Here is a 25,082-nt window from a genome sequence, read left to right as displayed (position 1 = left end):
AATTCCGATAGCCAGGCATTGTTTTTTATCTATTTGTTCTATCTATCTATTTATCCTATTTATCTATTCTATTTATCTATTTAATCATAGACTGTGACTTCTAATGACCGATTTGACATATTATAAAGATCATATGCACCTCTTATGCCAATATCTCTCCAAATGGCACAGTTTTTTCCAGAACCAGAAGTATATTCGGAGTCTCCAGCCCAAAGTGGGGCTTTTTCAAGTACTAGCCTAACGGAATCGTCTGTATTTTTTACACATACTTTTAAATCTCCTCCCCCAGACTGAAAGCGGATTGAATTACTGAACGTATATTCACCAATATTATCCCACTCACCTGCTCCCAATTGTATAGCAGGAGAATCATCCAACTTAGGAGATTCCTCCACTTGTGCCGATACTCCTGAAGCATTTCCTACTAAAAACGCTCCAAGTAATAATGAAGTTGATAGAATCTTAAATTTCATAAAATAATACCTCCTTTTATATTAATTAAACTTTATCACAAAAGGAATATTTTGTAAAGGTATATTTTGTAAAAAATCATTTTTATATCACGCTGCTCGGTTTAGAAGTTTTGAGACAAACTAAGTAAAGGGCTAAAAATGGTATCTAGGCTTGAAGTTCACACCTAAACAAATGACTTTTGCTTAAAGTTTTATAAATTGGTAAAAAGCAGAAACAAGCTAGCTAAGAGCCTCAAAATACACACTTAGGAGGTGAGAGTTACTGCAAAAAGAGACAGTGCTAGCTGAAACAAGTAATCTATAATACTTCAAAATAATCCGTAATTAAACTATAAAAATCAAAGAATGAAATAGTTATATAAATCTGGTAATTAGATACAAGATTCATCTTGGAGGCTTTACTTAAATATACAACATATGTCAGAGATGCTATAATCGAAATATGGAGGGGAAATCTGTGGATATTAAGAGGATAAAATAGAATAAAAAATAAATTAATTCTTATTGTAATGTACATAATTATTTTGCTAGGTATAGTTTCTATTAGTGCTTTAGCAAAATACAGATATAAAAATATAATTGGGCTTGTCAAATAAAGTGTTCAAGTTCTGATACTTAAGTGTATTTGCGAAACTTTTAGAATTTTATGACTACAAGTTCCATTAATGAAATTTTCAAAACATAAATCTTCACTTAAAGTTTTCCCTTCTGATATTCTCATCCTACTAATTGTATCAAGTAATGGTCTTGCACCATTACTCACTAACATGGAAACTCCTGTAATTGGCAATAGCCCATTGTTATTCTAATATTCAGGGAAGCAAGTACTGCGACAATACTGAAAAACAAAACAAAAATATGATTTAAATGGATTCATTTTATAATATTCAAACCTAGGACTATCAAATCCTATACAAGAAAAAAATATATCATAATTACAATTGAACAAGCTAACATAACCAAAACTTTTTCCTAATGCAGCCTAAAGGAGTGTTCCATTCCATGTGATTGTAACTGCTCTGAAAATCCTTTACATGATACCTGTAATAAACCCTTCCATTCGATTCTGAATAAAGAAGAAGTAATCATTTAGTTACTCGGACTTTAACACTGTAAACAGTGAATCACTATAATAAATTAAAGGTTGATACACCTTAAAAGAATACGGAAATATTAGCAGTTACCACAGGAGGTTGAAAAAAATTAAAGGCGCTGGTGGCGACATAGAAATGATAGAAAGAAGGCTTTACATAGAGAGATGAACATGATAACTTCACTTTTTTGTCAGCATGTTTGAAAAATCTCTTAAATTTTTTTATTGCTATAACACTTTAAAGGAATTATTGAAATACATACATTTTATGAATAAACTTGTGTATAATCCAATGTGAAAACTTACGTTTGTGGGAAGGTGATAATTTGAGAAGAAAATAACCCATTATCTTTACTAAGATTATATATAAGAAACAAAAAACAATTGTCAGATATATACGAGAGCTATTATCAGAAAAGAGCGTAGGAAACAACTGAGTAAACTAGGATACATTGATCCATATAAAGATACAATTTATTTGGCTATTTTAATATCGATATGTATTACCTTGAATAGGACATTATCGATGAGGAAAAATAATTAAAATTAATTGCTTTCATATCAAATTTATTTAAGAGATTCTAACTATCTTGAACTAGTACTTGATATAAATAATTTGCTTAAAAATTTGATAACATTGATTTTATGAAAATAAAAGTGAAAATTAATTAATTTAACAAAATAAATTATTACTATAGTTTAAAAAGTGTAATAACTACTTCTGCGATAGAATACTCTGTATTCTTTTTAAAGGTAATATTTAATACTTCTTTGTAATCTTTATGTGCAAAAGAAAGGATATGGAATATGAAGGATAATAACGATAATCAATATTTTTTCCTAATGGATTTAATTTTATTGTTAATTATGTTTATGACAATAAGTTTTGTATCTATTTATAATGCCCAACAAATAGAACAGTACGGTGAAAATTTCGTTTTGAAGCAAGCATTTTGGTTTTCTTTAGGTATAATTATCATTGTCCTTGTCCAATTTTTAGATATGGAAAGTTTATATATATCTAGCTTTTTTTGTTATTTAGGGGGAATTGCACTTTTATTTATTTTAATTATAAGCCCCGAAACTATAGCGCCTGAGATAAATAATACACATAGCTGGTTTAGATTTGGAGGAATTACTCTTCAACCATCAGAATTAGTTAAAATAACCACCATTATGTATTTAGCGTCAACTATTGCAAAATCAAGGGACAAACTGGAAAAAAATACACGAGAACACTATAAGCTCTTTCTTAAATTACTTATCATTGGTTTATTACCAGTTCTTCTAATAATCCTACAACCTGATTTTGGGACATCTATGGTTTTTTTAGTAATAACAGGAGGAATGATATTTTTATCAGGTATAAACTGGAAGATAATATTCACAGTAATTCTTCTAATAATTACTTTTTTTTGTACTGCTGGTCTCATGTTCGTCAAATTTCCTGATCTTACACAATCATTATTTCATTTAGCACCATATCAAATGGATAGAATAGAGACATGGCTCAATTTCTCAGACGACTCTTCGAATCAGGACTATCATTTTAAAAGGTCTATTTTGGCAATCGGATCAGGACAGTTAACAGGAAAAGGACTTAGCAATTCAGAAGTCTATATCCCTGAAGCTCAAACAGATTTTATATTCTCTATAATTGGTGAGAGTTTCGGATTTTTGGGTTGTTCAATTGTTGTTGTATTGTATTTCCTTTTAATTTATAAGCTTGTCACTATTAGTTTACAAAGTTATGAAGATAATACTTTTGGATGCTTTTTGTGTATAGGATATTTATTTTTGATATTTATTCATACATTTCAAAATATTGGAATGACAATAGGTATAATGCCTATTACCGGAATTCCTTTATTATTAATAAGTTACGGAGGGAGTTCAATACTGGCTTCTATGACGGGTTTTGCGCTCATTTATAAAGTAAATAGTGAACTAATCAGAAATAAAAAACTTTTTTTTAAATGAGGTAATAATATGAAAAAAAGCGAAATAAATACTAGAATAAAAATTTTATTTATAATTGTTTGTCTTTTATTTTTAATTTTATATGTGTCAATAATAAAACTTGCATTTGAATAATTACTGATATAATTATCTGATTAGTTTGGCTCTTCTAATTCCAATCATAGGGCTAATTTTTTATCACCATATCATATGTTGATGGCTTAACAGTCATGTACTCAATTCTTACAATGATTTATACAATATATTCGGGTTAAAATTGTACAAAGCTACCGCCTTATTCGGCAGCTTTGTTTTTCATTCGATAACTTGTCCTGTCAACTGAAAACACCCTGGAATGATATAGCAACCGATCCAATATTGCTGTCGCAATAATCCCGCTTCCTAATACTTCTCCCCATTGACTAAATGTATGAGCATCAGTAACTGCACCTGCAAGTAATCTAATCGAGTAAGCTCTACCTTTAAGTGTTCCATCTGCATTTAAATCAGCAGCAGAAAGTTTAATTCTTAGAACCTTCTCATTGCCTTCACCTGCATTGACATCAATTATATCTACTAATTTCACAGACTGTTCTTTTACTGGATTCCAATTTGTTATGTATGTCTTATATTCGTCGATGACATAATTCCAGCTTTCATAGCTTGCGTTTTGCATATATTCTTTCCAACCTTGATATGCATAATCAAACGTCATTTCCTCTTGAAATTCCGGAAAAGTAAAAGCTCCATCTAGTAATATAATTCCATTTACTCTCTGAGGGTAAAGCTTCGTATAATGAAGAGCAACATCGGCTCCCCATGAATGTCCGATCAGATAAAAAGAGTCGAGCTTTAACTTCGAGAATACTTGTTCATACCAGTTTGCTAAGTTGGAAAAAAGGTATGCCCTTTCCGTATCGAAGGGATCACTTTTGCCATGACCAGGCTGATCTATTGCAATCACAAAGTATTTCTCCTTTAATTCTTCCATGAGCTCAGCAAAACTATAGGTGCTGCTTCCCGCCAGGCCATGCAACAAGACTAATGTCGGATTTGTCGCAAGACCTCCTTCTATGTAGCCAACTCGGTAACCATCTATTGTAACCCGTGAAGTCTTCATCATTACTCCTCCTATCTAGGAAACCGTACGAAATGCTGGAGGGTATTTGATTTCCCCTTCCATTCCTTTTAAAGAGCCTTTTCTTAATTCGACGGCCGTAAATACCTCATCTGGAACAGAGAAGGGAGCTTCAATGTCAAATTTAGAAGCGGGAATAAAGCCAAACTTCGAATAAAACTGAGGATGTCCGAGAACAAAAACATGTTCAAAGCCTTTTTCCTTACATAGGTCAAGGCCACTTCGAACAAGTTCAGATCCAACCCCTTTTCGTTGATAGTTTGGGTGAACAGCCATAGGAGCCAAGCCTAAAGTTTGTTTTGCGCCTCGTTCTGTCTCTAATATAATATTACTGAAAAGAATATGACCGATTATTTCTCCAGATTGTAGTGTCGCTACGATAGAAAGCCCCGGAACAAAGTAGCTAGATTCCCGTATCGCTTCCACTAAATTTGCCTCATTCCCTTCGTTTTGAAACGCCAGTTTATGAAGCTCTCGGATAAGAAGAAAGTCCTCTTGTTTTTCCGCTCTAATAGAATATTTCATAACTTATGCTCCTTCTATGTTAGTAAATGAGTGTTTTAAAAAACAATTATTAGTGAGTTCTTTTATTTTTTCTTCGGTCCACGTAAGTTGAACGAGGTCTGGGATAGAGTTAGTGAAACAGAGTCGCTTATTATTAGCCAGTGTTACAATTAAAATGGAATCATAGTGCTGACGTTCATCCTCAAACTTTAATTCTGCCGAATAAACTTCTACTTTTTCTATTTTAGAAAAAACCGTGATGTCGGAAGACTTATCTCCTAAGAAGGAAACCGATCCATTTCTTTCTATTTCGTACGGAATTAGAGAAGGAAAAGAATTTTTCTTAACGACGACTCTCCAATAATCATCTCCATCCTCTGTTTCCCGCCAATCCATGGCAAGTTGTACATAGCTGGATCCAATAGAAAGATAAACATGAAAATCCAGAAGATACATTTCAGCTTTCATATTATAATCCATGGCTCGACATAAAATAGTATCAAGTGTACTTCCAACCATGTCCTGAAGAATTTGTAATTCTTCCATTGGTATCGTTAACTCATAGTCCCGCAAATAAATCACTCCTAACTCCTTACTTAATCTATTTTAAACCATCCTAGGTAATATAAGGATATTTTATATGAAATCAGATTCTTTCCTTCTATAGGTTAAGGGTGTATAATATACTTCGATTCTCGAAAGAAAGGTCTGGATAACATGACTGATCAAGCAAGTACACAGGTTGACATAAAAAAAGAGAAAATCTGGACAAAAGACTTTGCCCTAATTGTGATGGCAAATTTTTTTATTTTTCTAGGTTTTCAAATGACACTACCTACTCTGCCCCTTTTTGTGCAACATCTTGGTGGTAGTGATGAACTAATTGGATTAATCGTAGGGGTTTTTACCTTTTCTGCTCTTATATTTCGCCCATATGCTGGACATTCCCTCGAATCAAAAGGCAGACAATTCGTCTATATGTTCGGGCTAGCGATTTTCGTGCTCTCTGTTGGTTCCTTTGCTTTTATTGCCAGTATAGGAATTTTATTAGCCATGAGGGTCGTTCAAGGGATTGGTTGGGGATTTTCCACAACGGCAACCGGGACAATCGCAACAGACCTTATCCCACCAAAACGCCGTGGAGAAGGGATGGGTTATTTCGGTCTATCCGGTAATATCGCTTTAGCTTTCGGTCCAGCATTAGGATTATTTTTAGTAGAAAAAATTACGTTCATGCAGTTGTTTTTAATTTGTGCAGCTATGGGATTAATCGCACTTCTATTGTCTTCTTTTATTAAATATAAAAAAGTTGAGAAGTCCGAACACAAATCCGTTGCCATGAAATTTGATATATTTGAAAAAACGGCTATTGAACCATCCATCCTATTGTTTTTTATTACTGTTACATTCGGTGGAATTGCATCCTTCTTACCACTTTACACAGCTGAAGAGGGTGTGGAAGGCATTGAAATCTATTTCCTAGTTTATGCAGCATTTTTAATGCTTTCGCGCACTTTCGCTGGACAAATTTATGATAAGAAGGGCCATATCGTAGTCTTTTTACCAGGTACGTTTATGATATTAATCGCTATGATCCTTTTAGTATGGTTGCCTAATTCCTTAGTTCTGTTTATTGCCGCAGGACTGTATGGAATGGGATTTGGAACCGTTCAACCTGCTCTTCAAGCATGGGCGGTTGATAAAGCATCTGCTAACCGAAAAGGAATGGCAAACGCGACTTTCTTCTCTTTCTTTGATTTGGGGGTCGGGATTGGAGCGATGTCATTTGGGGTTATTGCGCATTCCTTTGGATATAGCGTTATTTATATAACTTCAGGAGTGTCCGTCTTACTATCTATGTTGATTTATCTAGGGTTGTTAATGAAGAGTAGAAAAGTGGCTTAACTTATAAGGTAAACCTTAACGGGTTTGCCTTTTTTGTTTAAATAAAGGAGGAGAAATTTGCTTTTTGCGGAACTATTTTTATAAGAACTTATTTAGGAGGTAATCTACATGGCACTACCAATCCATACTTCTGTTAACAATGTTTTTATTCACGTAAAGGATTTGAAAAAGGCTGCGGAATGGTACTCCACTCTATTAGGTCTATCATTCAATCCAAACCAAATTGAGTCACCAGTTTATAACATTCCCGTACCAGGAAAAACGGGACTAACCTTAGATGACCACTCTTTTGATCCATCCTTCACATTTACTAGAACTAATGCTGTGCTTTTTAACTTCTATGCGGAAGATATTGACGAAGCTTACAACTATGTTCTTAGTAAGAATGGGAAGATCGTGCGAGAAATCGAAAGAATTGGGAGCTTTGCTTACTTCAATTTTGAAGATCTAGATGGAAATGTATTGATGATCTGCAATAACTAGAAGGAGAGGTTTTTGGTTAATTTGAATAAAAGTATTCTGGTCGGAAATGAAAGTGTCTTGGCAGTGTATGAAAGTATTTTACGGAGGTTTAAAAGTATCCTAGGCATGTTTAAGACCCACCACCATCCACAAAGCAACTTCCAAGCACCCCATTACCAACAGCTAGGATAGGATGTCGAATAGATAACCCGTACCTTTTTCGGTACGGGTTACTCTTAATACTGGTCGACTGGCACATGTTCTTTCTCTTTTCTTTTTTTCTTGCTCTTCTCTTCTTTTTTCTTCGGTTTTACGATTTCTTTTTTGGCTGCCTTGTAAAAGGATGCTCCCATTAACAACATCACAATAGAAAATGGAAGTGCTGCAATAATGAGCATGTTTTGTAAACCTTGTGTTCCACCAAAGTAAACGATGATAGCAGCCATAGCAGACATGGCAAGTCCCCAGGTTATTTTCACGGAATTTGATGGGTTGATATCCCCGTTTGTTGTCAGCATTCCTAGCACAAAGGTCGCCGAATCTGCAGATGTAATGAAGAAAATCGCAATGACGAAAATCATAATAAACGACATAATATCCCCTAATGGATAGTGCTGAAGTACAGCGAATGTGGTGGTTTCAAGAGAATATCCAGAGATTGCATCGATGCCGTTTTGTTCAATATTTAATGCCGAAACTCCAAAGACTGCGAAGAAAACAAAGCAGACTAATGCTGGTACGAATAATACTCCTAGCATAAACTCTTTTACCGTACGTCCTTTCGAGATCCTAGCAATGAATACTCCAACAAATGGCGCCCAAGAAATCCACCATGCCCAGTAGAAAATTGTCCAGTTATCAATCCAAGTTCTCCCCTCTTGATTCAGAGGAGAAATTCGAAGACTCATTTCGAAGAAGTTCGTAATATAGTTTCCAAGTGTTGCCGTAAACATGTTCAAGATGTACAGCGTAGGACCTACGATAAACAATAAAATCAACAATAGAAATCCTAAGCCCATGTTGGCATTACTTAAATATTTTATTCCTTTTCCGACACCTGACCATGCAGATAAAATAAAAAGAAATGTGGATACTGCCAAGATGACCAGTTGCATACCAAAGTTATTTGGCGTGTTAAATAGGAAAGACAAACCACCGTTGATTTGGGCCGAACCAAATCCGAGTGTGGATGCCACTCCAACTACAGTTGCAAATACAGCTAACGTATCAATGAGTTTACCAAGCGTTCCTGCCATCCTTTTCTCCCCAAATAACGGAACAAGTGTGGCACTGATCAGACCTGGATACCCCTTATAAAACTTAAAATACGCTAGAACAAGAGCAACAACACCATAAACCGCCCAAGGGTGAATCCCCCAGTGGAAAAAAGAGTATTGCATCGCTTCTCTTATAGCTTGATTCGATCCCATTTCTGCACCTGGAGGACTTTTAAAAGCATGTGATATAGGCTCAGCAGTTGTCCAAAAAACCAAGCCCATTCCCATACCAGCACTAAACAGCATGGCAAACCATGTCGGTAAATTAAAATCAGGCTTATCATCTGGCTTACCTAATTTTATTTTTCCGAATCGAGACACCATAAGAAAGACACAAAATACTAACAATGCCATAACTATTAATAAATAGTACCAACCAAACAAATTGGAAATATAACCAGTAAACTCAGCTGTAACAGTTTGTAAATGTTCAGGGGCAATTGCTCCCCATAATACTATGACTCCGCATAAAGCTAGCGCGAACCAAAAAACTAAAGTTACACTTCTCACGACGTCACCTCAAATCTCATCATGTTGTTCCGAATTTTTTCTTTCACTTTTTAGAGATTCCCTAACCAATATAATTTCATCCGGATAATAGCTAATTTTGAATGATACGTATTTAGAATTGGATAATTTTAATTTACTTTACAACTAACGACAGAACTATTATTATATATCTAAATGATATATATCAAAAAGATAGGTTGTGCTTTATGAAAGTAAATCATACTAAGTTTGCCATTCTAGGTTTATTAACAACAGGCTGTAACACCGGTTATTCGATAAAACAAATGATCGACAGAAGTCTTAATCACTTCTGGAAAATTAGCTATGGGCAGATTTATCCTACGCTCAAAAACTTAGTGGATGAAGGGTTAGCTATCGTTCAGGAAACCACTCAACAAGGAAAATCAGATAAAAAGGAATATCATATTACGCGTAAAGGTCAGCAGACTCTTCAGGATTGGCTGCAAAAACCTATTGAGGAAATTCCAATTGAAAAAAATGAGTTTATTCTAAAATTATTTTTTAGCCGTCATGAAGAAGAACAAACAGCCATTCGCCATATGGAGAATTATTTAGAAAAGCTTCAATTCCGCTTCGATACATACACATCCATTGAAACCATGATCACGACTGCTTTAGCGGGTGAAGAAGATGCAAACTACTGGTTATTCACCTTAGATTATGGAAAACGAACGACAAAAGCCGCAATCGATTGGTGTGAGGATACCATTCGAAAACTAAAGGAAATGGAGAGTGGGAAATGAAAAAAGTAAATGCAGGTCGTTTCACAACTCATAATGATGATGATATTGTCGTATTTGTAATTGGAATGAGAATTAATAAATGGTGGGCCGTACATAAGTGGCTGCCTGTCTTTTTAGCTATGCCACCAATGATCAGGGAATTGTTTACGAATAAAGAATTGGGGTTCTATTCGCTGGAAATTTTCAATCACTACGAACAACTTTAATGATTCAGTATTGGCGTTCCTCGGAAGAGCTTATATCATACGCGAAAGGAACCCTCCATTTAAAAGCATGGAAGAAATTTAACCAAGTGACAAGAAACAACTCGGCAGTAGGTATTTATCATGAGACATATATTGTAGCTAAGGAAAAATATGAGAACGTTTATGTGAACATGCCATTGTTTGGGTTATCTAAGGTGAAGCCCCCGGTGGAGATTAACTCCACGACTACGACTTCTAAAAAGCGGCTTAAACAAGTGTAAGATTTGATTTATGATAAACAAATAACCGAACCACTTTTATGACATTTAAAGTAGTTCGGTATCAAGAAAACTGACTCATAAAAAGTATATCCCCTTCTATTTTCCGATATTAAATAGAAGCATAATCAACAGAAAATAACTAATACTCAATAACACATTACTTCTAGCATGTAAAAGAGCGTTTATGGTTTTCATAAGAATACCCCTTTCCTCTATTCGTTGACCTTATTTTAGAGGAACAGGGGGTATCGTACTCCGAGGATGTATCTTTTTCTCCATCTTTTGACCGATATTATAAACCTTTAAGGAGTTGCTTCGTAGTTAAAACGGTTGCGAATTCCCGATGTAAGGTAGCTAAGGAGGTTTGATGAATGGTTTCCGCATCATAGTACACTCCATCCTGGTCTTGAATGGCAAATGCTGCTGTTGCATCAGAAACTAAGTATGTATCAAAGCCAAGGTTCCCACTCATTCTTGCCGTTGTCGACACACAATGTGGTGTAGTTAGTCCAACTATGACAACTGATTTGACTTCATTTTCATGCAAGTAAGACTCTAAATTGGTACCAATAAAACTACTATTTACTTTCTTCTCAAATATAACCTCATCTTCAATTGGTTTTACGATTCCTTTTGTATGAGAGCTTTCTTTTGATTGATGGAAAAGGGATTCCGTTTTTTCTGAAATATGCCGAATGTGTATGACCAGGCGGTTTAACTCTCGCCATTTTCTTAATATGCGTCCAGCATTTTCTTCTGCTTCTAAATTGTTTCGCTCTCCCCAACTCGCATCATCAAAAGCATTTTGAATGTCAATCAGTATCAAAGCCTGTTTTAGTTCGCTCAATATTTTTCTTCCTCCTTCTCAGAACTCAATCATTCGGATTAATAATGGCTAACACTTGATGGTCCTCCCAATTCTCATTTATCTTCACATTACTACGAGCAATCCCTTCCTTATGATAACCAGATTTCTCTAGCACTCTAATCGATCCAATATTGTGAGGCATAACACCCGCTTCTATTCGGTGTAGTTTCAATTCTTGAAAAGCATTTTCCGTAATAAGTTGGACTGCTTCTGTTGTGTACCCTTTTCCATTGTGTGCTTTGTCTAAAAAGTACCCAATGAAGGCGCTTTGTAGTGATCCCCTCATAACCTGAAAAAGGTTTATAACGCCAATTAGTTCATCATTTTCTTGCAGAAATATTCCGTAGAAATACTCCTGATCTTCTATCTGTTTTTCTCTTTTATAATTAATTCTCTCTTTCTGCCCATCTAGTGTATAAAAATCTTCCATTCTAGCCATTGAATATTTTTCGAAAAAAGCCTGGTTTTCGAGTTCTAGTTTAAGTAGAAATGGTGCATCTTCCTTTGTAAAACTTCGCAAATAAATTTTGTTCCCCTTCAACATAGACTCCCTCTTTCTTAAACCGTAATTTTAAGTAACACTTAATCCTTAATCCCCAATCGAAGTAAATATACCTTCGATAAATCATCTCCCATATATGGAGCAGGTAAGCGCAACGATACAAGAGATGGCTAGTTCCATTAATAATTCCTCAGAAAATATCCACAATATCTTTGGTCAATCTATTACAGCTTTGAAAAGTATTAATGAAATTGACAAGGTTGCTAAAATGATAAGAGAGGTATCCGAACGTTCACAGATAATCGGATTGAATGCATCCATAGAAGCTGCAAGAGCTGCAAACTTTCCGTTATAGGGAACTGATATGATGCCCTTATCTATGTCGTGTCGACCAATCACATGCTCTCCATCCGATTGATGTCACATCCATATTACAAAGATAAATCCATGCCTACAAGTTATGCTCTTGTAGGCTTTTTAAGTGTATTTCCGATTTCCATTAAACGTTTCGTACCTTTGATTAGCTCTCTTTCATTGATAAAAGAAAAGCTTAAGCGGACTTTATTCAAGTTTCCTTTCATAGGGTCACAAATATTGCCCGGGACGAAAGAGATGGAATCTGGAATGCTTGCAGCTAGAAGCTCTTCTCCAGAAATTTCAGATGGTAACTCCATCCAAAGATTTAACCCTCCTTGTGGAGAAACCCATTTCCAACCACTATACTTCAACTCCTCTTCCATGATTTCTTTTCTAATTTTCAAGGCAATTCGTAGCTTATCTAAATGCTGTTGTAATCGTTCAGATGTAAAGTAATGTAAAAACATTTTTTGATTCAATAATGGAGACCCATTATCCTGCATGGACTTTGCCGTTATTAACAACTTCATTAAGGAATCCCGACAAGCAACGACCGCAATCCGAAGACCTGGTGCGATATACTTGCTGTAGCTTCGAATGTAAATCACGTGCCCACCTGTATCGTATGTGAACATTGAGCGCGGTGGCTTTTGATCGAAATAAATATCATGAAATGGATCGTCCTCTAGTAGTAAACAATGATATTCTTCAGCAAGTTCCACGAGTTTTTTTCGTTGGGAAGTTGGAATCGTATAGCCTGTTGGATTCTGAAACGTCGGGTTACAATAAAACAGACGTGGTTTGTACGTTTTCATATATTCTTCAATCTGTTCTAAATCATAACCTTCTTCTGTTATCTCCACCGGAAGTATCGTTGCCCCCTGATGCTGAAAAATATCAATAGCCGCGCTATACGTTGGTTGTTCCATAAGTATGGTATCTCTTGGTTTAATGAATGCTTGCGCAATCATACTGATAGCTTGCTGGGCACCCGATGTAATAAGCAATTCATTCACTTGGATAAATAGGTTATCTTGTTTTCGAAAAAATAATGCCAACGTTTCCCTCAGTTCCTCGTCTCCTTGAACGTTAGAATAAGTCCCCAATACTTTCGGATATAGGTCCAACACTTTTTTTACGTACTCTGCTAAATAAAGATTAGGAAGTAAATTAGGATCAATAAGTGCTTTTGAAAATTGATATGTAGCAGGAATTTCATGTATTTCGGATAAGTGACTGCGCTGAATATAGGAAGTGATAATAGGACGATCCACCTGTTCAAACGTGGAAGCATTTCCCGGATGGACAAAATAGCCTGACTTCTCCCTTACATACACTTTATTTTCAGCCTTTAATCGCTGGTAAGCCTTTAACACCGTTAGTCGATGCATGTTTAACGTTGTTGCTAATTCACGAACAGATGGTAGCTTCTCGTCCCTTTTCCATTCGCCTCGTTGAATTCGATGAACTAAATAATCATAAACATCTTCAAATCGATTTTTGGATTTTTTCAGTTCCACCTATCTCATCCCTCTCCTCTTCGTATTATCATAGCAGAAATCGCAATCATCTGGTCTGTTTATTGATTACTGTTCTATCCACTACTCTCTATGATGAAAGAAAAGGGGGAAGAAACATGATTTTTATTCAATATGTCATAATGTGTTTTATTTTTGGAACAACATTTTTAGCGATTAAGTTGGGTGTAGATAGTGGGGCTCCCCCATTTCTATCAGCTGGGCTTCGTTTTTTTGTGGCTGGGTTAGTCCTCTACATATTTATGTTAATTCTAAAGAAAGCAACATGGAGACTATTCTTCAAGAAGGAACTTTTTCTTACAGGTATTGGATTAACATTTGGTACATTCTCCAGCTTATATTGGGCAGAGCAATATGTAAGTTCTGGAATGGCTTCGATTCTATCCGCGACCGGTCCAATGATGATTATGTGTATGCAATTTTTCATCCTGCGCGAAGTGTTAAGTAAACGGTCATGGTATGGAATCTTAATTGGATTTCTTGGGGTCATTTCATTATTGTCTTCTAGTTTCACTATACATGCTAATTGGATGATTCTCTTCGGCAGTTTAGTGATATTAATTGGAGAACTTTTCTATGCAGGTGGAGCGCTTTATTCAAAAACAGTAAGTAGAAAATGGCAGAATATCTCTCCAATTGCTCTGAATGCAGTCCAAATGATACACGGTGGATTGTTATTATTCCTACTTTCTGCCTTAACAGAGAGAACTGGAGTGAAGTCTGTATTATCTATAGATACGCTACTTCCACTCCTTTATCTGACCGTTGTTGGTTCCATGGTCGGTCACAGTTTATTTTATTGGCTCGTGAGTAAGACGGATCCCGTTTTCCCTTCTACTTGGCTGTACATCTCTCCTATCATCGCCGTTGTTATTGGAGCCATTTTTAATGGGGAAACAATTACTGTTTGGATGGCGATTGGAATTCTTATGATTATAAGTGGAACGATAACAGTCAACTGGGAAGCTTTAAAAGGAATGGTCAGTAAGATTCGATTATCTAACTTAAAAAGAAAAGTTTCGTAATAGGAATCAGAAAAGGCTACAATAGTGGTAGCTTTTTTGTCTTATAAATAAAGTATAGAAGTGAGGGGGCTATAGATTGTCTAATGCTATTGAATTAAAGCAAGTGAACTTCTTTGATGGAGATCTACATATTTTAAGAAACATTACCGGATCCATTCCAAAAGCTAAAATTACAACTTTAGTAGGACCTTCTGGTGCTGGAAAAACATCATTCTTTCGTTTATGTAACGGATTACGGTCACCTAGTTCTGGAGACCTATATATAGAGAGACAACATATCGACAACTTTGAGCCTGTAGAATTAAGGCGAAAAGTTGGCATTGCCTTGCAGAGTGCCACCATGATTAGCGGGTCTGTTCACAAGAATCTTAGTCTTCCTCTAGATCTTCAGGGAAAAAATCTCCCTCTAGATAAGGCTAAGGACTTATTACAGCTTGTTGGACTCGATGAAACGTTTCTTAATCGTCCGATAAAAGATTTATCCGGTGGGCAGCGACAAAAGCTGTCTATCGCAAGAACGTTAGTCAATCGACCGGATATTTTGTTACTGGACGAAATTACTTCTTCCTTGGACCGTGTCTCGCAACAAGACATAGAAGAACTCATTCAACGAATTAACCAGCAATATGGCACGACTATCGTATGGATTACGCATAATTTAGAACAAGCACGTTCAATTGGGGATCATACGTGGGTAATGATGGCTGGAGAAGTCATTGAGTCAGGGGAAAGCAGTATGCTCGACCATCCAAAGGACGAAAGAGTTGTCCGATTTGTTAAGGGGGAGGATAAATGAATTACCTTACGTTGTCTCTAGCACTAATATTCGTCCTGATACCCTTGATACTTTCTAAAACCTTAAAACTCGGCATAGAGAAAGATACGATGATTGCAGCAATAAGATCGATTATTCAGCTACTTGCTGTAGGATATGTCTTACATTTTGTATTCGAAACAGAAAATATCCTCTACATTGGATTAATGATTGCCTTGATGATTGGGGCCGCCACACAAAACGCCCGACAAAAAGGATTGTCCATTCGAGGAATCACGTGGAAGCTGGTGGTAACTTTTCTATTAATCGAAGTCCTTACACAAGGGATATTGATAGGTATGGACATTACCCCAGCTACAGCCCAATACATGATTCCAATTAGTGGGATGATCATTGGAAATTCCATGGTCTTGTCTATTCTATTTTTAAACCGATTTATTTCTGAGGTAAAGGATCATGAAGATGAAACGGAATTAATTTTGTCACTAGGCGGGACTCCCAAGCAGGCGATTCACAACCAACTGATTACTTCCATTAAAGCAAGTACCATTCCAACGATTGAGAGTCAAAAAACGATTGGACTTGTTCAACTACCTGGGATGATGAGTGGTCAGATAATTGCAGGTGCAGATCCCATACAAGCTGTCCAATTTCAATTACTCATATTATTCTTGCTACTGACAACAGCAGTTGTGACTAGCATTATGCTCGGGTTTCTATCTTATCCGACCTTGTTTAATCAACGAATGCAACTTTTAAAAATAACGGAAAAAAAATAAGCCTGCGCTTCTCAGGCACAGGCTTTTGCTCTTAAAACGTATCCAAGTTATCTAAGTTGTTTTCTTTTACGCCATCTGGTTCACTACGAAGGATATCCCTTCCGTATTTATGAAATACATCCACATGGGCCAGCTGCCCTGCTTTTGCTTCCTTTAGCGCTGTGACGTAATCAAGCTCTCTTCCACTTTCCGTTTTGATGGCAATGATGTCCCCATCTTCATTTTTTCTTACTGCGATAATTGCTTCTTGATTAGTACTTGCCTGTTCTACTTCTTGTTGAGCTTGTTGCTCTCCTTCTGCCTTGTATTGATTGTAAATTTCTTCAAAGTCATTGTTATCCATCGTTACACCTCCCGAACATACGTTTAGTATGTTCGGAAAGAATGAGTTCTATGATACGAGAAGATGTCCCCTGGTGGAGCGCCTCCTCTACCACTTTATACGATTCAATAATTGAAGAAGTTCATCTTTTGTGTCTAGACTGAGATGCCATGTTTCGATTTCTTCCTCTATTTGCTCCATTTTTCCATGTTCTTTCACGAAGCCGTTTAGTCTTGCAACAATCGTGGCATTTACAAAATCCGATTCCTTTGGAAACAGTTCACGAATCGTGGTCGTTGCTTTTTTGAACCGCTTCAAATTATATTTCTGATGGTGGTCTTCCGCTTGAAAAAACCTATGGAGCGGCTGAAATTCTGTTTGGATTTCTGCAGCTAATTTTTCTTTCCATTCCTTTTTGACTCGCCGAGCGACTATTTCTTGTTCCTCATTGTGGTGTAGGAGAATGGATAGGTATTGTCTTTCTTTATAGAATCGGTCTTTTACTGCATTATGGTTACTCCAAAAGGTGTGAAGGATCTCTCCATAAGAGATTTTATCCGAATCATACGTGATTTGAACGGTTTCTGTATGATCTCCCATTTGGCGATAGGTTGGATTCTCGGTAGTACCTCCTGTGAACCCTACTTTTGTGTGAATCACCCCAGGAAGTGAACCGAATAAAGAGTCTGGTCCCCAAAAACATCCCATCCCTAAAGTAGCTGTCTCCACGTTTTCTGCTTGCAGGTTATAACTCATCTATTGCCTCTTTCACTATTCATCTAATGATAGCAAAGCGCCTATTGCACCACTGAATTCTCCATTTTCTAAAAAGAATGGCTGCTTCCCTCTTAGTTTCGTGTAGCTGTTCATGATTCCTGCTAGAATCGAATTGGAGCGTAAAGTGGAACCAATATATAAAATATCGGATGTTTGATAAGTTTCCGCAACTTGAATACAAATCGTGACTACCGTTTCTCCGATCAATCCAATAACTGACGCCAATGCATCTGCATCAGAAGGCTTCTCGGCCATCATCCCACTTAGTTTACCAAAATTACTTGCCGTTAAATCACCAGAAATAGGTGGAACTGCTCCTTCAAAAATATCCTTTACTTTTAAATCAATTTTTTCCCGATTCCCTTGTAAGGAAAACTGGATTATTTTTTCATAGTCTGTTTCTCCTGACACCAGATAGGAAAGACCTAACAAGGTTCCACCCCCGACACCTATTCCTCCTACCCGCTCTTGCTTCCCATCCTTCATATAGTGAATAGAAGTGCCTGTCCCAACATTTGCGAAAATAAAGCCATTATTAAATGTTAATCTTTGCTTCTCTGCCAGGTATCCTACCCCTTTACAGGTTGCTTCAAATTCCACAATCGTTTGAGCAGAAATTTGTAGTTGTTTGGATAAAAGTTCACTTTTTCCACCTGTAATGCAAACCTCAGCTTCTGAAAATTCTGTGGATATCCAATTCGTGACTTGATCCAAACGTTGGGAGCTAAACGTTTGGAACTGAATCTCCTCTTTATCTAAATAGGCTACCTTCACTAAGGTGCCACCTGCATCTATTCCAATTTTTATTGTCATACTAGACCTTTCATCCCCTACTTGATAGGTTTCTTTATGTATTAGAATGAACGAAAATTACCATTTATACTTTAACATAATTTAAGCATTTTCCCCTAAATATTCATACTTTTGTAAGCTCTTAACAGGTAATACCACTATCACTTTTAAGGAATCCCCTTTATAATGGGAAAAGCAGAAATTTTTTAAGAAAAGGTGTTTAAGATGAGTTTACTTACGGTTAGCAACTTAAGTCACGGTTTTGGAGATCGTGCTATATTTGATGATGTTTCTTTTCGTTTGTTACAAGGAGAGCACATTGGCTTGATTGGAGCAAATGGAGAAGGAAAATCAACCTTTATGAATATTATTACAGGGAAGCTTGAACCCGATGCAGGAACTATTTCCTGGGCCAAACGAGTTCGAGTGGGTTACTTAGACCAGCATGCTGTGTTAAAGCAAGGTATGTCTATTCGAGATGTACTAAGAACAGCTTTTCAATACTTGTATGATATAGAAACGGAAATGAATGAACTTTTCGCAAAAATGGGAGAAGTGGATCCAGATGAGCTGGAATCTTTATTAGAGGAAACCGGACAAATGCAGGATTCTCTTACAAACAATGATTTTTATACGATTGATGCAAAGGTAGAGGAAATTGCCAATGGGCTTGGCTTGGATGACTTCGGCTTAGATCGTGATGTTCATGACTTGAGTGGTGGACAACGTACCAAGGTATTACTTGCGAAGTTACTATTAGAAAAACCAGATATTTTAATACTGGATGAGCCGACTAACTATTTAGATGTGGAGCATATTGAATGGTTGAAAAGTTATCTGTTGAACTATGATCATGCCTTTGTTCTTGTATCGCACGATATTCCTTTTTTGAATAGTGTGGTGAACCTCATTTACCATATGGAGAATCAACAGTTGACTCGATATCCTGGCGATTACGATGAATTCCAAAAAGTATATGAAATGAAAAAGCAGCAAATACAAGCCGCTTATAAGAAACAACAAAAAGAAATAGCAAACTTAAAAGATTTCGTTGCACGTAATAAAGCCAATGCAGCGACGAGTAAGATGGCGATGTCCCGTCAGAAAAAACTCGATAAAATGGACATCATTGAGTTGGACGCAGAAAAGCCGAAGCCAGAGTTTCATTTTAAACAAGCGAGGACGCCTGGTCGATTCTTATTTGAAACGAAGGATCTCGTGATCGGATATGATGAACCTTTATCACGTTCTCTGAATTTGACCATGGAACGTGGACAGAAGATTGCTTTATCTGGGGCGAATGGAATTGGGAAAACAACATTGCTACGAAGTATTCTTGGGGAAATTAAGCCGGTATCTGGTTCTGTTCAGCTAGGGGAACATCTTCATATCGGGTATTTTGAACAAGAAATGAAAGTAGAAAGCTCGAATACTTGTATCGAGGAAGTGTGGGAAGAGTTTCGTCACTTTACCCAATATGAAGTACGTGCTTCATTAGCCAAATGTGGACTTACGACAAAGCATATCGAAAGTAAGGTTCAAGTACTAAGTGGTGGAGAAAAAGCAAAGGTAAGACTTTGTAAACTCATCAATAAAGAAACAAATCTACTTGTTCTCGATGAGCCAACCAACCACTTAGACCAAGATGCGAAAGTAGAGCTTAAACGAGCATTGAAAGAATACAAAGGAAGTGTTCTCTTAATCTCCCACGAACCAGAATTTTACGAAGGAATCGTTACAGACGTCTGGAACTGCGAGAACTGGACAACCAAAGTGTTTTAACAGCCTTCTTTTGGGTGACTAGTCACGGCCCGGATTAGCTCGAATATGGTCAAGAAAACCAGGTGGTCACAACCACCTGGTTTTCTCATATTAGCAAAGATTCATTTTCATAGATAAACGAATACCTTATATCAATAAACAAAAAGTAACGATCGTTCAAAGGGAAACTAAAGGTACGAATCATTTCACGAGTTTCGATATCGGAGTAGATGTCCGATAAGGTCCCTCTACTCCATGTTCTCATTTGCATCATATTCTCTAAAAAGTATGGACGAAATGCCCAGTTTGAGCCTTTTTTATCTTCTTCTTTTTCCCAAATCGATTCTCTTTTACGAAAGTTGGAAGACACTTGCTGCCCATTACTATCACAAACGTACATCCGAAAACTTTCCTTTTCAAACTGCTTGCTAACAGCGTCTATGAACACATCCACCTTCTTCGCATCCCATTGTGGAAGTAGTTCCTTCACTCGATTTTCCCAATTGATCAAATAAGTTAAACGCTGTTCAATCAAGCTTTTTTCCCGGGAAATATAGTCGTTCACTTTTCCTCCAAGATCAATAGCCAAAGCTGCTTCATCCACCAATTCAAAGCTAGGTTTTGCTAAATAGAAGCCTTGATAATAACGCCCACCATGCTTCCAAGCATAATAAAGCTGGTAATCATCTTCAATATATTCAAATAAGAAGGCAGCTCCAATACGACGTGCCAAAATCGATAAAGAACGTATTACATCTTGGAACCCCTCTGAGTTATTGCGAAAAATTCGGGTATCGATTTTCAAAATGTGCGGTTCTAACTGTCTTAACCGATCAATATTAGAACTTTTCGCCCCTATTCGATCTACTGCAATTTGAATTCCATAGGTTTTATAATATACAAGTAAATGAATTAAACGTTCAAACTCTTCATCAAACTCATGCTCGGTTACTTCAATAACAACTCGATGCATAGAAAAACCTTTTTCTTCATACTGAAGCAAAGTTTGCAACAAATCTTCCCCATCGTTCACCATTAATTGCTGGGCACTACGATTGATGCAAAGGTATCCTTGTTTATCTTTTTCCAAAAATTCCTGAATGGCTAACTCAAGAAGATGCTGATCAACCTCCACCTTAAACTCATCCGGAACATCGTCATCATGAAAAAAAGTGCTGAGACTTACCCATTCTACCCCATCATAGTAACGGCCCAGCAGTTCATAGCCGACTACGTTGTGCCGAATCGCACTAACAATCGGTTGGAAAACGGGTCTTACATTATGTAGATTACCAATAATGTCTAACGGATCCATAAGTCTTCTCCCCCTTTCATGAGCGTATTGTACCATAGCAGAAAGGAAATCGAGTATAAAATGTTACAGAGTTGGCAGGTCTTTAACCGTTCGATTCGTTATCTCGGTTCCCGTATTTAAAGTGGTTTTCGGTTCAATAAGTAAGACATGGACTTCCTCCTCCGCAATCGGAAGATGCTCCACTCCTTTAGGCACAACGAAGAACTCTCCTTCTTCGAGCCAAATATCTTTGTCTCGTAACTTGATTAAGAGCTTTCCTTTTACAACAAAAAACATTTCATCTTCATGCTCATGATGGTGCCAGTTAAATGCCCCTTTTAATTTTGCCAATTTCACATAGGTATCATTGATTTCTCCTACAATCTTTGGACTCCAATGTTCATGAAAAAGTTTAAATTTATCCGCTACGTTTACTTTTTCCATCTTCATTCCCCTTCCTTAATTTCCACTATTAGAAGCAGCAGCTGCACCAATCATCGCAGCGGTCATAGCCGCTTGCTGAGCCTGAATAATGGTTTCAATCGTTGTAGACAATCCTGTTATTAGTGTTTCTGTGTTCTCTGATTCCTCACTAACAGTAAAACTGACCGCCATCATAAAGTTTAAATCCTTGTTCCACTTTAGTGACTTTTCTCCATTTAACTGCTCATATAATGCTTTAATAGTCGGAAAGAGCTGTTCCCCGTTTTCTAATAAAGCTAACAAACCTACAGTCGGGTAATACATGGTTTTTTGTTTAAAATCGAATTCTTCTAATGCATGATAGACCGTTTCACACCGTTCTAATACCCGAGTTCGATTCAGTTGTTTGTCAATCGACAGAATGTGGCTCAAAAATTGTAGGTCATTTCCGATTCTAAACCCTCGTTGTTTTAACTCCTTATAATAATATTCCATGGTCTCCGTTAACGTTTCCACACTATCCTTTTCTTTTGCAAGGAGCGCAGCTAATGGGTAATCACTATGCGTTGTTAAGAAAGAATGCTCCTTTTTCATCGCCTTATAAATGTCACGAGCTTTTTGCGCCAGCTTTTGCTGTTGTTGATCTTCTTCTAAGAGGACCATAGCCGCAATATAAGTGAACACCGTTTTCCCAAATCCACTTGCTACTAAATCCTCATAAACATGAACCATCCTTGAAAAAGAATACTCCGGTTGATTAGAAAGAGTATCTAGCCCTGCTGCCAAAGTATATCGATAATTGGATTTAAGTGGTGAGAAGAAGGAAGATTCATTCTTCATGTGTTCAGATAATGCATGAAATTTATTCCAATCAAAGGGTTTATTATGAACGACATAGGTGCCCGCAACCATCATCAGATTTCGAGGATCTGCAAACTTCCACTTCATTTTGTCTTTTAACTCTAATAATATCTTCACATATTGCTCCGCATTTTTATTCAATGAAACCATCCTTTACATTTCTTCGTACTACTTACTACGAATTTTAGTCTCAAAAGTTTCAATGTGCTATTTCTGTAAAATTTAAAAAAGTTTGTCTCTTTCAGTCGACTATCAAGTACACTATATGTGTGAAGAGGCGCAAAAAGAAAGTGAGGAGAAAATATGACGGTGTTAGAAGTGAAAAATTTGAAAAAGTCGTTCGGTTCCATCCATGCTGTCCAAGATATTAGCTTTTCTGTGGAAGCAGGGGAAATTTTTACAATTATCGGACCAAACGGTGCGGGAAAGACCACAACTCTAGAAATGATTGAGGGACTCGTATCCCCTGATCAAGGGGAAATTCGTTATGGGGATCTAACCTGGGAGAAAAACTCGGATTCTATTAAAATGCGAATTGGAGTTCAGCCGCAATCCAGTGCGATGTTCGACCTATTAACTCCAAAGGAGAACTTAGATTTATTTGCCACTTTCTATAACGAAGCACGGACTACAGAAGAGATTTTAGAGATTGTAAACCTCACAGAACACCAACACAATCAAGTCAAAAAATTATCTGGTGGACAGCGTCAACGACTTGCCATCGGACTCGCGATGATTAGTGATCCTGAAATTATTTTCCTCGATGAACCTACAACTGGCCTTGACCCTCAGGCGCGCCGCAACATTTGGGATATCATCCTTCAACTCAAAGAATTCGGTAAAACTACTATTCTCACTACACACTATATGGATGAAGCAGAAAAGTTAAGTGATCGAGTATGTATCGTCGATCAAGGAAAGATTGTAACCCTTGATACCCCTTCTGCACTTATAGAACGATTAACCATTGAACGAGAAGTTAAATTGTCCTTTCTGGACGGAGAAGAAGCTGCTAAAGAAGCAACCGACTTTTGCAAGAGTCTTGATTCCATTTCTAAAGTGGAACGAGATGATACTGCCCTAACCCTTTGGACGGCAAACCCAGAAGTTACCCTCTATGACTTATTTGGATTTACGAAGGAAAAAGCCTATAAAGTCGAGCAAGTAGCCATTCGTGAGATGAGCCTAGAAGATGTCTTTATTACCTTTACCGGAAAGGAGTGGAGAGATTAATGAAAAATTTTAATCAGTTTAAGATGATGTTTTCCGCCCAACTGAAAATGACCTTGCGGGAAAGGCAAGCATGGTTTTGGGGAATCTTTTTCCCCGTCATCCTAATGGTTATTTTCATGGTAATCTTTGGTGGAGGTTCTGATGATGAATTTAGTTCAGAAGTTGCTATTGTTAGTGAAAGCTCCAACCAAACATCCGATATGCTGCTAGACCAAATCAAACAAATTCCTGTGTTAGAAATAAAAGAAGAGGAACCAGTTAGTCATAGCAAAGCTGAGGAATGGGTAGAAAATGGAGATGTAGATGCTGCCATTGTTTTACCTGAATCAGCAGAAGATACATCGATGACGCTCATCGTTAATAAAGAAGATGAACGCGGTACGACTACACAAGCTCTTTCTGGGATTTTAGATCAATTCATTCAACAAGCGAACCTACAAGCTGCAGGTGTAACACCAACCTTCGAGTTAGAGTTCGAAACCGTTTCGTCTAGCACGAATGATATAAATTACACTGATTTCCTGCTTACTGGGATGATTGCCTTAGCGATTGCGCAAGGCGGACTATTTGGTATGGTCGACATGGTGGAAATGCGTAGAAAAGGGTTGATTAAAAGACTTAGGATGACTCCTGCTAAAATGGGGATTTTCGGGCTTAGTGATATGGTCATGCGAATGATCTTTAGTGTTATTCAAATTGTCCTTCTCTCGCTAATTGGAGTTCTCATATTCGATGCCCATCTATATATTGACTTTCTAAGTCTCTTGACCGTATTTTTACTTGGTGCCCTATCATTTAACGCCATCGGCTATTTCATTTCCTCTTTTAGTAAAACAACGGAAGCATACATGGGCGTTGCCAATATTGTTAGTTTTCTCATGATGTTCTTAAGTGGAGTGTTCTTTCCAATCGAAACGATGCCAGAATGGATACAACCAGTTTCGAGTGTACTTCCACTGACCTATTTTGCAGAAGGGTTACGCGACAGCATGGTGTACCAAACAGGGATCACCACTAGCTCCTTCTGGCTCGGGATTGGAAACATTGTCCTATGGGGTGGCTTGTCTTATGTCATTGGCTCCCTGCTATACAAAAACAAATCTATTGTTTCCACAAGATAAAGGAAACTTCGCGATACTAAGCCTTTCTACATCGTCGAGTTTCTGCTTTTCAAACGTATAAAACTATCCATAAACGACCTGTCATTAGATAGGTCGTTTTTCC

General features: G+C 37.1%; 25 protein-coding genes and 1 pseudogene. 12 read left to right on the top strand and 14 right to left on the bottom strand.

Annotation, left to right across the window (positions count from 1 at the left end):
- Window positions 1–80: 80 nt before the first annotated feature.
- Window positions 81–473 (bottom strand): hypothetical protein, encoded by a 393-nt coding sequence (locus tag KO561_RS06950; RefSeq protein WP_231096389.1) that lies wholly within the window; start codon window positions 471–473, stop codon window positions 81–83.
- 1,900 nt (window positions 474–2,373) lie between these two features.
- On the opposite strand from KO561_RS06950, the gene KO561_RS06945 reads away from it, so the two are divergent.
- Window positions 2,374–3,546: an FtsW/RodA/SpoVE family cell cycle protein gene (locus KO561_RS06945; RefSeq protein WP_231096388.1), complete on the top strand. Its 1,173-nt coding sequence runs from the start codon at window positions 2,374–2,376 to the stop codon at window positions 3,544–3,546.
- A gap of 274 nt (window positions 3,547–3,820) precedes the next feature.
- Here KO561_RS06945 and KO561_RS06940 read toward each other — a convergent pair whose 3' ends face one another.
- Genes KO561_RS06940 through KO561_RS06930 form a run of 3 tightly spaced genes read right to left on the bottom strand, consistent with a single transcriptional unit; the run spans window position 3,821 to window position 5,749 of the window.
- Window positions 3,821–4,645 carry an alpha/beta fold hydrolase gene (locus KO561_RS06940; protein ID WP_231096387.1) on the bottom strand — a complete coding sequence of 275 codons (825 nt, stop codon included), beginning with the start codon at window positions 4,643–4,645 and terminating at the stop codon, window positions 3,821–3,823.
- A gap of 15 nt (window positions 4,646–4,660) precedes the next feature.
- Window positions 4,661–5,188, bottom strand: a complete 528-nt coding sequence (locus tag KO561_RS06935; RefSeq protein WP_231096386.1) for a GNAT family N-acetyltransferase — start codon at window positions 5,186–5,188, stop codon at window positions 4,661–4,663.
- A gap of 3 nt (window positions 5,189–5,191) precedes the next feature.
- Window positions 5,192–5,749 carry a hypothetical protein gene (locus tag KO561_RS06930; RefSeq protein WP_231096385.1) on the bottom strand — a complete coding sequence of 186 codons (558 nt, stop codon included), beginning with the start codon at window positions 5,747–5,749 and terminating at the stop codon, window positions 5,192–5,194.
- A 135-nt stretch (window positions 5,750–5,884) separates the two neighbouring features.
- Between KO561_RS06930 and KO561_RS06925 the strand changes: the two genes are divergently transcribed.
- Window positions 5,885–7,072: an MFS transporter gene (locus KO561_RS06925; protein ID WP_231096384.1), complete on the top strand. Its 1,188-nt coding sequence runs from the start codon at window positions 5,885–5,887 to the stop codon at window positions 7,070–7,072.
- A 108-nt stretch (window positions 7,073–7,180) separates the two neighbouring features.
- Window positions 7,181–7,555 carry a VOC family protein gene (locus tag KO561_RS06920; protein WP_231096383.1) on the top strand — a complete coding sequence of 125 codons (375 nt, stop codon included), beginning with the start codon at window positions 7,181–7,183 and terminating at the stop codon, window positions 7,553–7,555.
- Between the two features lie 215 nt (window positions 7,556–7,770).
- On the opposite strand, the gene KO561_RS06915 is transcribed toward KO561_RS06920, so the two are convergent.
- Window positions 7,771–9,321 (bottom strand): BCCT family transporter, encoded by a 1,551-nt coding sequence (locus KO561_RS06915; protein WP_231096382.1) that lies wholly within the window; start codon window positions 9,319–9,321, stop codon window positions 7,771–7,773.
- A 206-nt stretch (window positions 9,322–9,527) separates the two neighbouring features.
- Here KO561_RS06915 and KO561_RS06910 point away from each other — a divergent pair, with 206 nt between their 5' ends.
- On the top strand, window positions 9,528–10,085 hold the full coding sequence (locus tag KO561_RS06910) for a PadR family transcriptional regulator (protein ID WP_231096381.1): 558 nt from the start codon (window positions 9,528–9,530) through the stop codon (window positions 10,083–10,085).
- Window positions 10,082–10,551: pseudogene (locus KO561_RS06905) on the top strand (DUF4188 domain-containing protein). Before KO561_RS06910 ends, KO561_RS06905 begins: the two are co-directional and overlap by 4 nt.
- 292 nt (window positions 10,552–10,843) lie before the next feature.
- Here KO561_RS06905 and KO561_RS06900 read toward each other — a convergent pair.
- Window positions 10,844–11,398, bottom strand: a complete 555-nt coding sequence (locus KO561_RS06900; protein WP_231096380.1) for a cysteine hydrolase family protein — start codon at window positions 11,396–11,398, stop codon at window positions 10,844–10,846.
- A gap of 25 nt (window positions 11,399–11,423) precedes the next feature.
- Window positions 11,424–11,963 (bottom strand): GNAT family N-acetyltransferase, encoded by a 540-nt coding sequence (locus KO561_RS06895; RefSeq protein WP_231096379.1) that lies wholly within the window; start codon window positions 11,961–11,963, stop codon window positions 11,424–11,426.
- 94 nt (window positions 11,964–12,057) lie between these two features.
- Between KO561_RS06895 and KO561_RS06890 the strand changes: the two genes are divergently transcribed.
- A complete protein-coding gene (locus KO561_RS06890; protein WP_231096378.1) occupies window positions 12,058–12,276 on the top strand; it encodes a hypothetical protein in 219 nt (72 codons plus the stop codon).
- Between the two features lie 103 nt (window positions 12,277–12,379).
- Here KO561_RS06890 and KO561_RS06885 read toward each other — a convergent pair whose 3' ends face one another.
- The gene (locus KO561_RS06885) at window positions 12,380–13,798 is read right to left on the bottom strand and encodes an aminotransferase-like domain-containing protein (protein WP_231096377.1); all 1,419 of its coding nucleotides are present in this window, start codon (window positions 13,796–13,798) and stop codon (window positions 12,380–12,382) included.
- Window positions 13,799–13,914: 116 nt separating this feature from the next.
- Between KO561_RS06885 and KO561_RS06880 the strand changes: the two genes are divergently transcribed.
- The 3 genes from KO561_RS06880 (at window position 13,915) to KO561_RS06870 (ending at window position 16,395) form a co-directional block, all read left to right on the top strand.
- A complete protein-coding gene (locus KO561_RS06880; RefSeq protein ID WP_231096376.1) occupies window positions 13,915–14,841 on the top strand; it encodes a DMT family transporter in 927 nt (308 codons plus the stop codon).
- A gap of 76 nt (window positions 14,842–14,917) precedes the next feature.
- On the top strand, window positions 14,918–15,637 hold the full coding sequence (locus KO561_RS06875) for an ABC transporter ATP-binding protein (protein WP_231096375.1): 720 nt from the start codon (window positions 14,918–14,920) through the stop codon (window positions 15,635–15,637).
- The gene (locus tag KO561_RS06870) at window positions 15,634–16,395 is read left to right on the top strand and encodes an ABC transporter permease (protein WP_231096374.1); all 762 of its coding nucleotides are present in this window, start codon (window positions 15,634–15,636) and stop codon (window positions 16,393–16,395) included. The genes KO561_RS06875 and KO561_RS06870 overlap by 4 nt, the downstream gene beginning before the upstream one ends.
- A 31-nt stretch (window positions 16,396–16,426) precedes the next feature.
- Here the strand turns inward: KO561_RS06870 and KO561_RS06865 are convergent, their stop codons facing one another.
- The 3 genes from KO561_RS06865 to coaW form a co-directional block, all read right to left on the bottom strand.
- On the bottom strand, window positions 16,427–16,738 hold the full coding sequence (locus KO561_RS06865) for a DUF3892 domain-containing protein (RefSeq protein WP_231096373.1): 312 nt from the start codon (window positions 16,736–16,738) through the stop codon (window positions 16,427–16,429).
- Window positions 16,739–16,825: 87 nt separating this feature from the next.
- The gene (msrA, locus tag KO561_RS06860) at window positions 16,826–17,473 is read right to left on the bottom strand and encodes a peptide-methionine (S)-S-oxide reductase MsrA (protein WP_231096372.1); all 648 of its coding nucleotides are present in this window, start codon (window positions 17,471–17,473) and stop codon (window positions 16,826–16,828) included.
- A gap of 15 nt (window positions 17,474–17,488) precedes the next feature.
- The gene (gene coaW / locus KO561_RS06855) at window positions 17,489–18,307 is read right to left on the bottom strand and encodes a type II pantothenate kinase (protein ID WP_231096371.1); all 819 of its coding nucleotides are present in this window, start codon (window positions 18,305–18,307) and stop codon (window positions 17,489–17,491) included.
- A 204-nt stretch (window positions 18,308–18,511) separates the two neighbouring features.
- On the opposite strand from coaW, the gene KO561_RS06850 reads away from it, so the two are divergent.
- Window positions 18,512–20,068 carry an ABC-F family ATP-binding cassette domain-containing protein gene (locus tag KO561_RS06850; protein WP_231096370.1) on the top strand — a complete coding sequence of 519 codons (1,557 nt, stop codon included), beginning with the start codon at window positions 18,512–18,514 and terminating at the stop codon, window positions 20,066–20,068.
- An 85-nt stretch (window positions 20,069–20,153) separates the two neighbouring features.
- On the opposite strand, the gene KO561_RS06845 is transcribed toward KO561_RS06850, so the two are convergent.
- The 3 genes from KO561_RS06845 to KO561_RS06835 all read right to left on the bottom strand — a co-directional run bounded on the left by KO561_RS06845 (window position 20,154) and on the right by KO561_RS06835 (window position 22,766).
- The gene (locus tag KO561_RS06845) at window positions 20,154–21,362 is read right to left on the bottom strand and encodes an EAL domain-containing protein (RefSeq protein WP_231096369.1); all 1,209 of its coding nucleotides are present in this window, start codon (window positions 21,360–21,362) and stop codon (window positions 20,154–20,156) included.
- Window positions 21,363–21,425: 63 nt separating this feature from the next.
- Complete coding sequence (locus KO561_RS06840) at window positions 21,426–21,785, bottom strand: cupin domain-containing protein (RefSeq protein ID WP_231096368.1); 360 nt, start codon at window positions 21,783–21,785, stop codon at window positions 21,426–21,428.
- A gap of 15 nt (window positions 21,786–21,800) precedes the next feature.
- Window positions 21,801–22,766, bottom strand: a complete 966-nt coding sequence (locus KO561_RS06835) for a DUF4003 family protein (RefSeq protein ID WP_231096367.1) — start codon at window positions 22,764–22,766, stop codon at window positions 21,801–21,803.
- Between the two features lie 162 nt (window positions 22,767–22,928).
- On the opposite strand from KO561_RS06835, the gene KO561_RS06830 reads away from it, so the two are divergent.
- Both KO561_RS06830 and KO561_RS06825 read left to right on the top strand, forming a co-directional pair.
- A complete protein-coding gene (locus KO561_RS06830; RefSeq protein ID WP_231096366.1) occupies window positions 22,929–23,858 on the top strand; it encodes an ABC transporter ATP-binding protein in 930 nt (309 codons plus the stop codon).
- On the top strand, window positions 23,858–24,979 hold the full coding sequence (locus KO561_RS06825) for an ABC transporter permease (RefSeq protein WP_231096365.1): 1,122 nt from the start codon (window positions 23,858–23,860) through the stop codon (window positions 24,977–24,979). Before KO561_RS06830 ends, KO561_RS06825 begins: the two co-directional genes overlap by 1 nt.
- Window positions 24,980–25,082 lie beyond the last annotated feature (103 nt).

This window comes from Radiobacillus kanasensis (genome assembly GCF_021049245.1).
Lineage (GTDB): Bacteria > Bacillota > Bacilli > Bacillales > Amphibacillaceae > Radiobacillus > Radiobacillus kanasensis.
This window is presented reverse-complemented; position numbering and strand designations above follow the sequence as displayed.

What these genes read in the sequence shown, in the direction of transcription:
- KO561_RS06950 (WP_231096389.1), bottom strand. Translation starts at nt 473, where the DNA reads ATGAAATTTAAGATTCTATCAACTTCATTATTACTTGGAGCGTTTTTA.
- KO561_RS06945 (WP_231096388.1), top strand. Translation starts at nt 2,374, where the DNA reads ATGAAGGATAATAACGATAATCAATATTTTTTCCTAATGGATTTAATT.
- KO561_RS06940 (WP_231096387.1), bottom strand. Translation starts at nt 4,645, where the DNA reads ATGAAGACTTCACGGGTTACAATAGATGGTTACCGAGTTGGCTACATA.
- KO561_RS06935 (WP_231096386.1), bottom strand. Translation starts at nt 5,188, where the DNA reads ATGAAATATTCTATTAGAGCGGAAAAACAAGAGGACTTTCTTCTTATC.
- KO561_RS06925 (WP_231096384.1), top strand. Translation starts at nt 5,885, where the DNA reads ATGACTGATCAAGCAAGTACACAGGTTGACATAAAAAAAGAGAAAATC.
- KO561_RS06920 (WP_231096383.1), top strand. Translation starts at nt 7,181, where the DNA reads ATGGCACTACCAATCCATACTTCTGTTAACAATGTTTTTATTCACGTA.
- KO561_RS06910 (WP_231096381.1), top strand. Translation starts at nt 9,528, where the DNA reads ATGAAAGTAAATCATACTAAGTTTGCCATTCTAGGTTTATTAACAACA.
- KO561_RS06895 (WP_231096379.1), bottom strand. Translation starts at nt 11,963, where the DNA reads ATGTTGAAGGGGAACAAAATTTATTTGCGAAGTTTTACAAAGGAAGAT.
- KO561_RS06890 (WP_231096378.1), top strand. Translation starts at nt 12,058, where the DNA reads ATGGAGCAGGTAAGCGCAACGATACAAGAGATGGCTAGTTCCATTAAT.
- KO561_RS06880 (WP_231096376.1), top strand. Translation starts at nt 13,915, where the DNA reads ATGATTTTTATTCAATATGTCATAATGTGTTTTATTTTTGGAACAACA.
- KO561_RS06870 (WP_231096374.1), top strand. Translation starts at nt 15,634, where the DNA reads ATGAATTACCTTACGTTGTCTCTAGCACTAATATTCGTCCTGATACCC.
- KO561_RS06865 (WP_231096373.1), bottom strand. Translation starts at nt 16,738, where the DNA reads ATGGATAACAATGACTTTGAAGAAATTTACAATCAATACAAGGCAGAA.
- msrA (WP_231096372.1), bottom strand. Translation starts at nt 17,473, where the DNA reads ATGAGTTATAACCTGCAAGCAGAAAACGTGGAGACAGCTACTTTAGGG.
- coaW (WP_231096371.1), bottom strand. Translation starts at nt 18,307, where the DNA reads ATGACAATAAAAATTGGAATAGATGCAGGTGGCACCTTAGTGAAGGTA.
- KO561_RS06850 (WP_231096370.1), top strand. Translation starts at nt 18,512, where the DNA reads ATGAGTTTACTTACGGTTAGCAACTTAAGTCACGGTTTTGGAGATCGT.
- KO561_RS06845 (WP_231096369.1), bottom strand. Translation starts at nt 21,362, where the DNA reads ATGGATCCGTTAGACATTATTGGTAATCTACATAATGTAAGACCCGTT.
- KO561_RS06840 (WP_231096368.1), bottom strand. Translation starts at nt 21,785, where the DNA reads ATGGAAAAAGTAAACGTAGCGGATAAATTTAAACTTTTTCATGAACAT.
- KO561_RS06830 (WP_231096366.1), top strand. Translation starts at nt 22,929, where the DNA reads ATGACGGTGTTAGAAGTGAAAAATTTGAAAAAGTCGTTCGGTTCCATC.
- KO561_RS06825 (WP_231096365.1), top strand. Translation starts at nt 23,858, where the DNA reads ATGAAAAATTTTAATCAGTTTAAGATGATGTTTTCCGCCCAACTGAAA.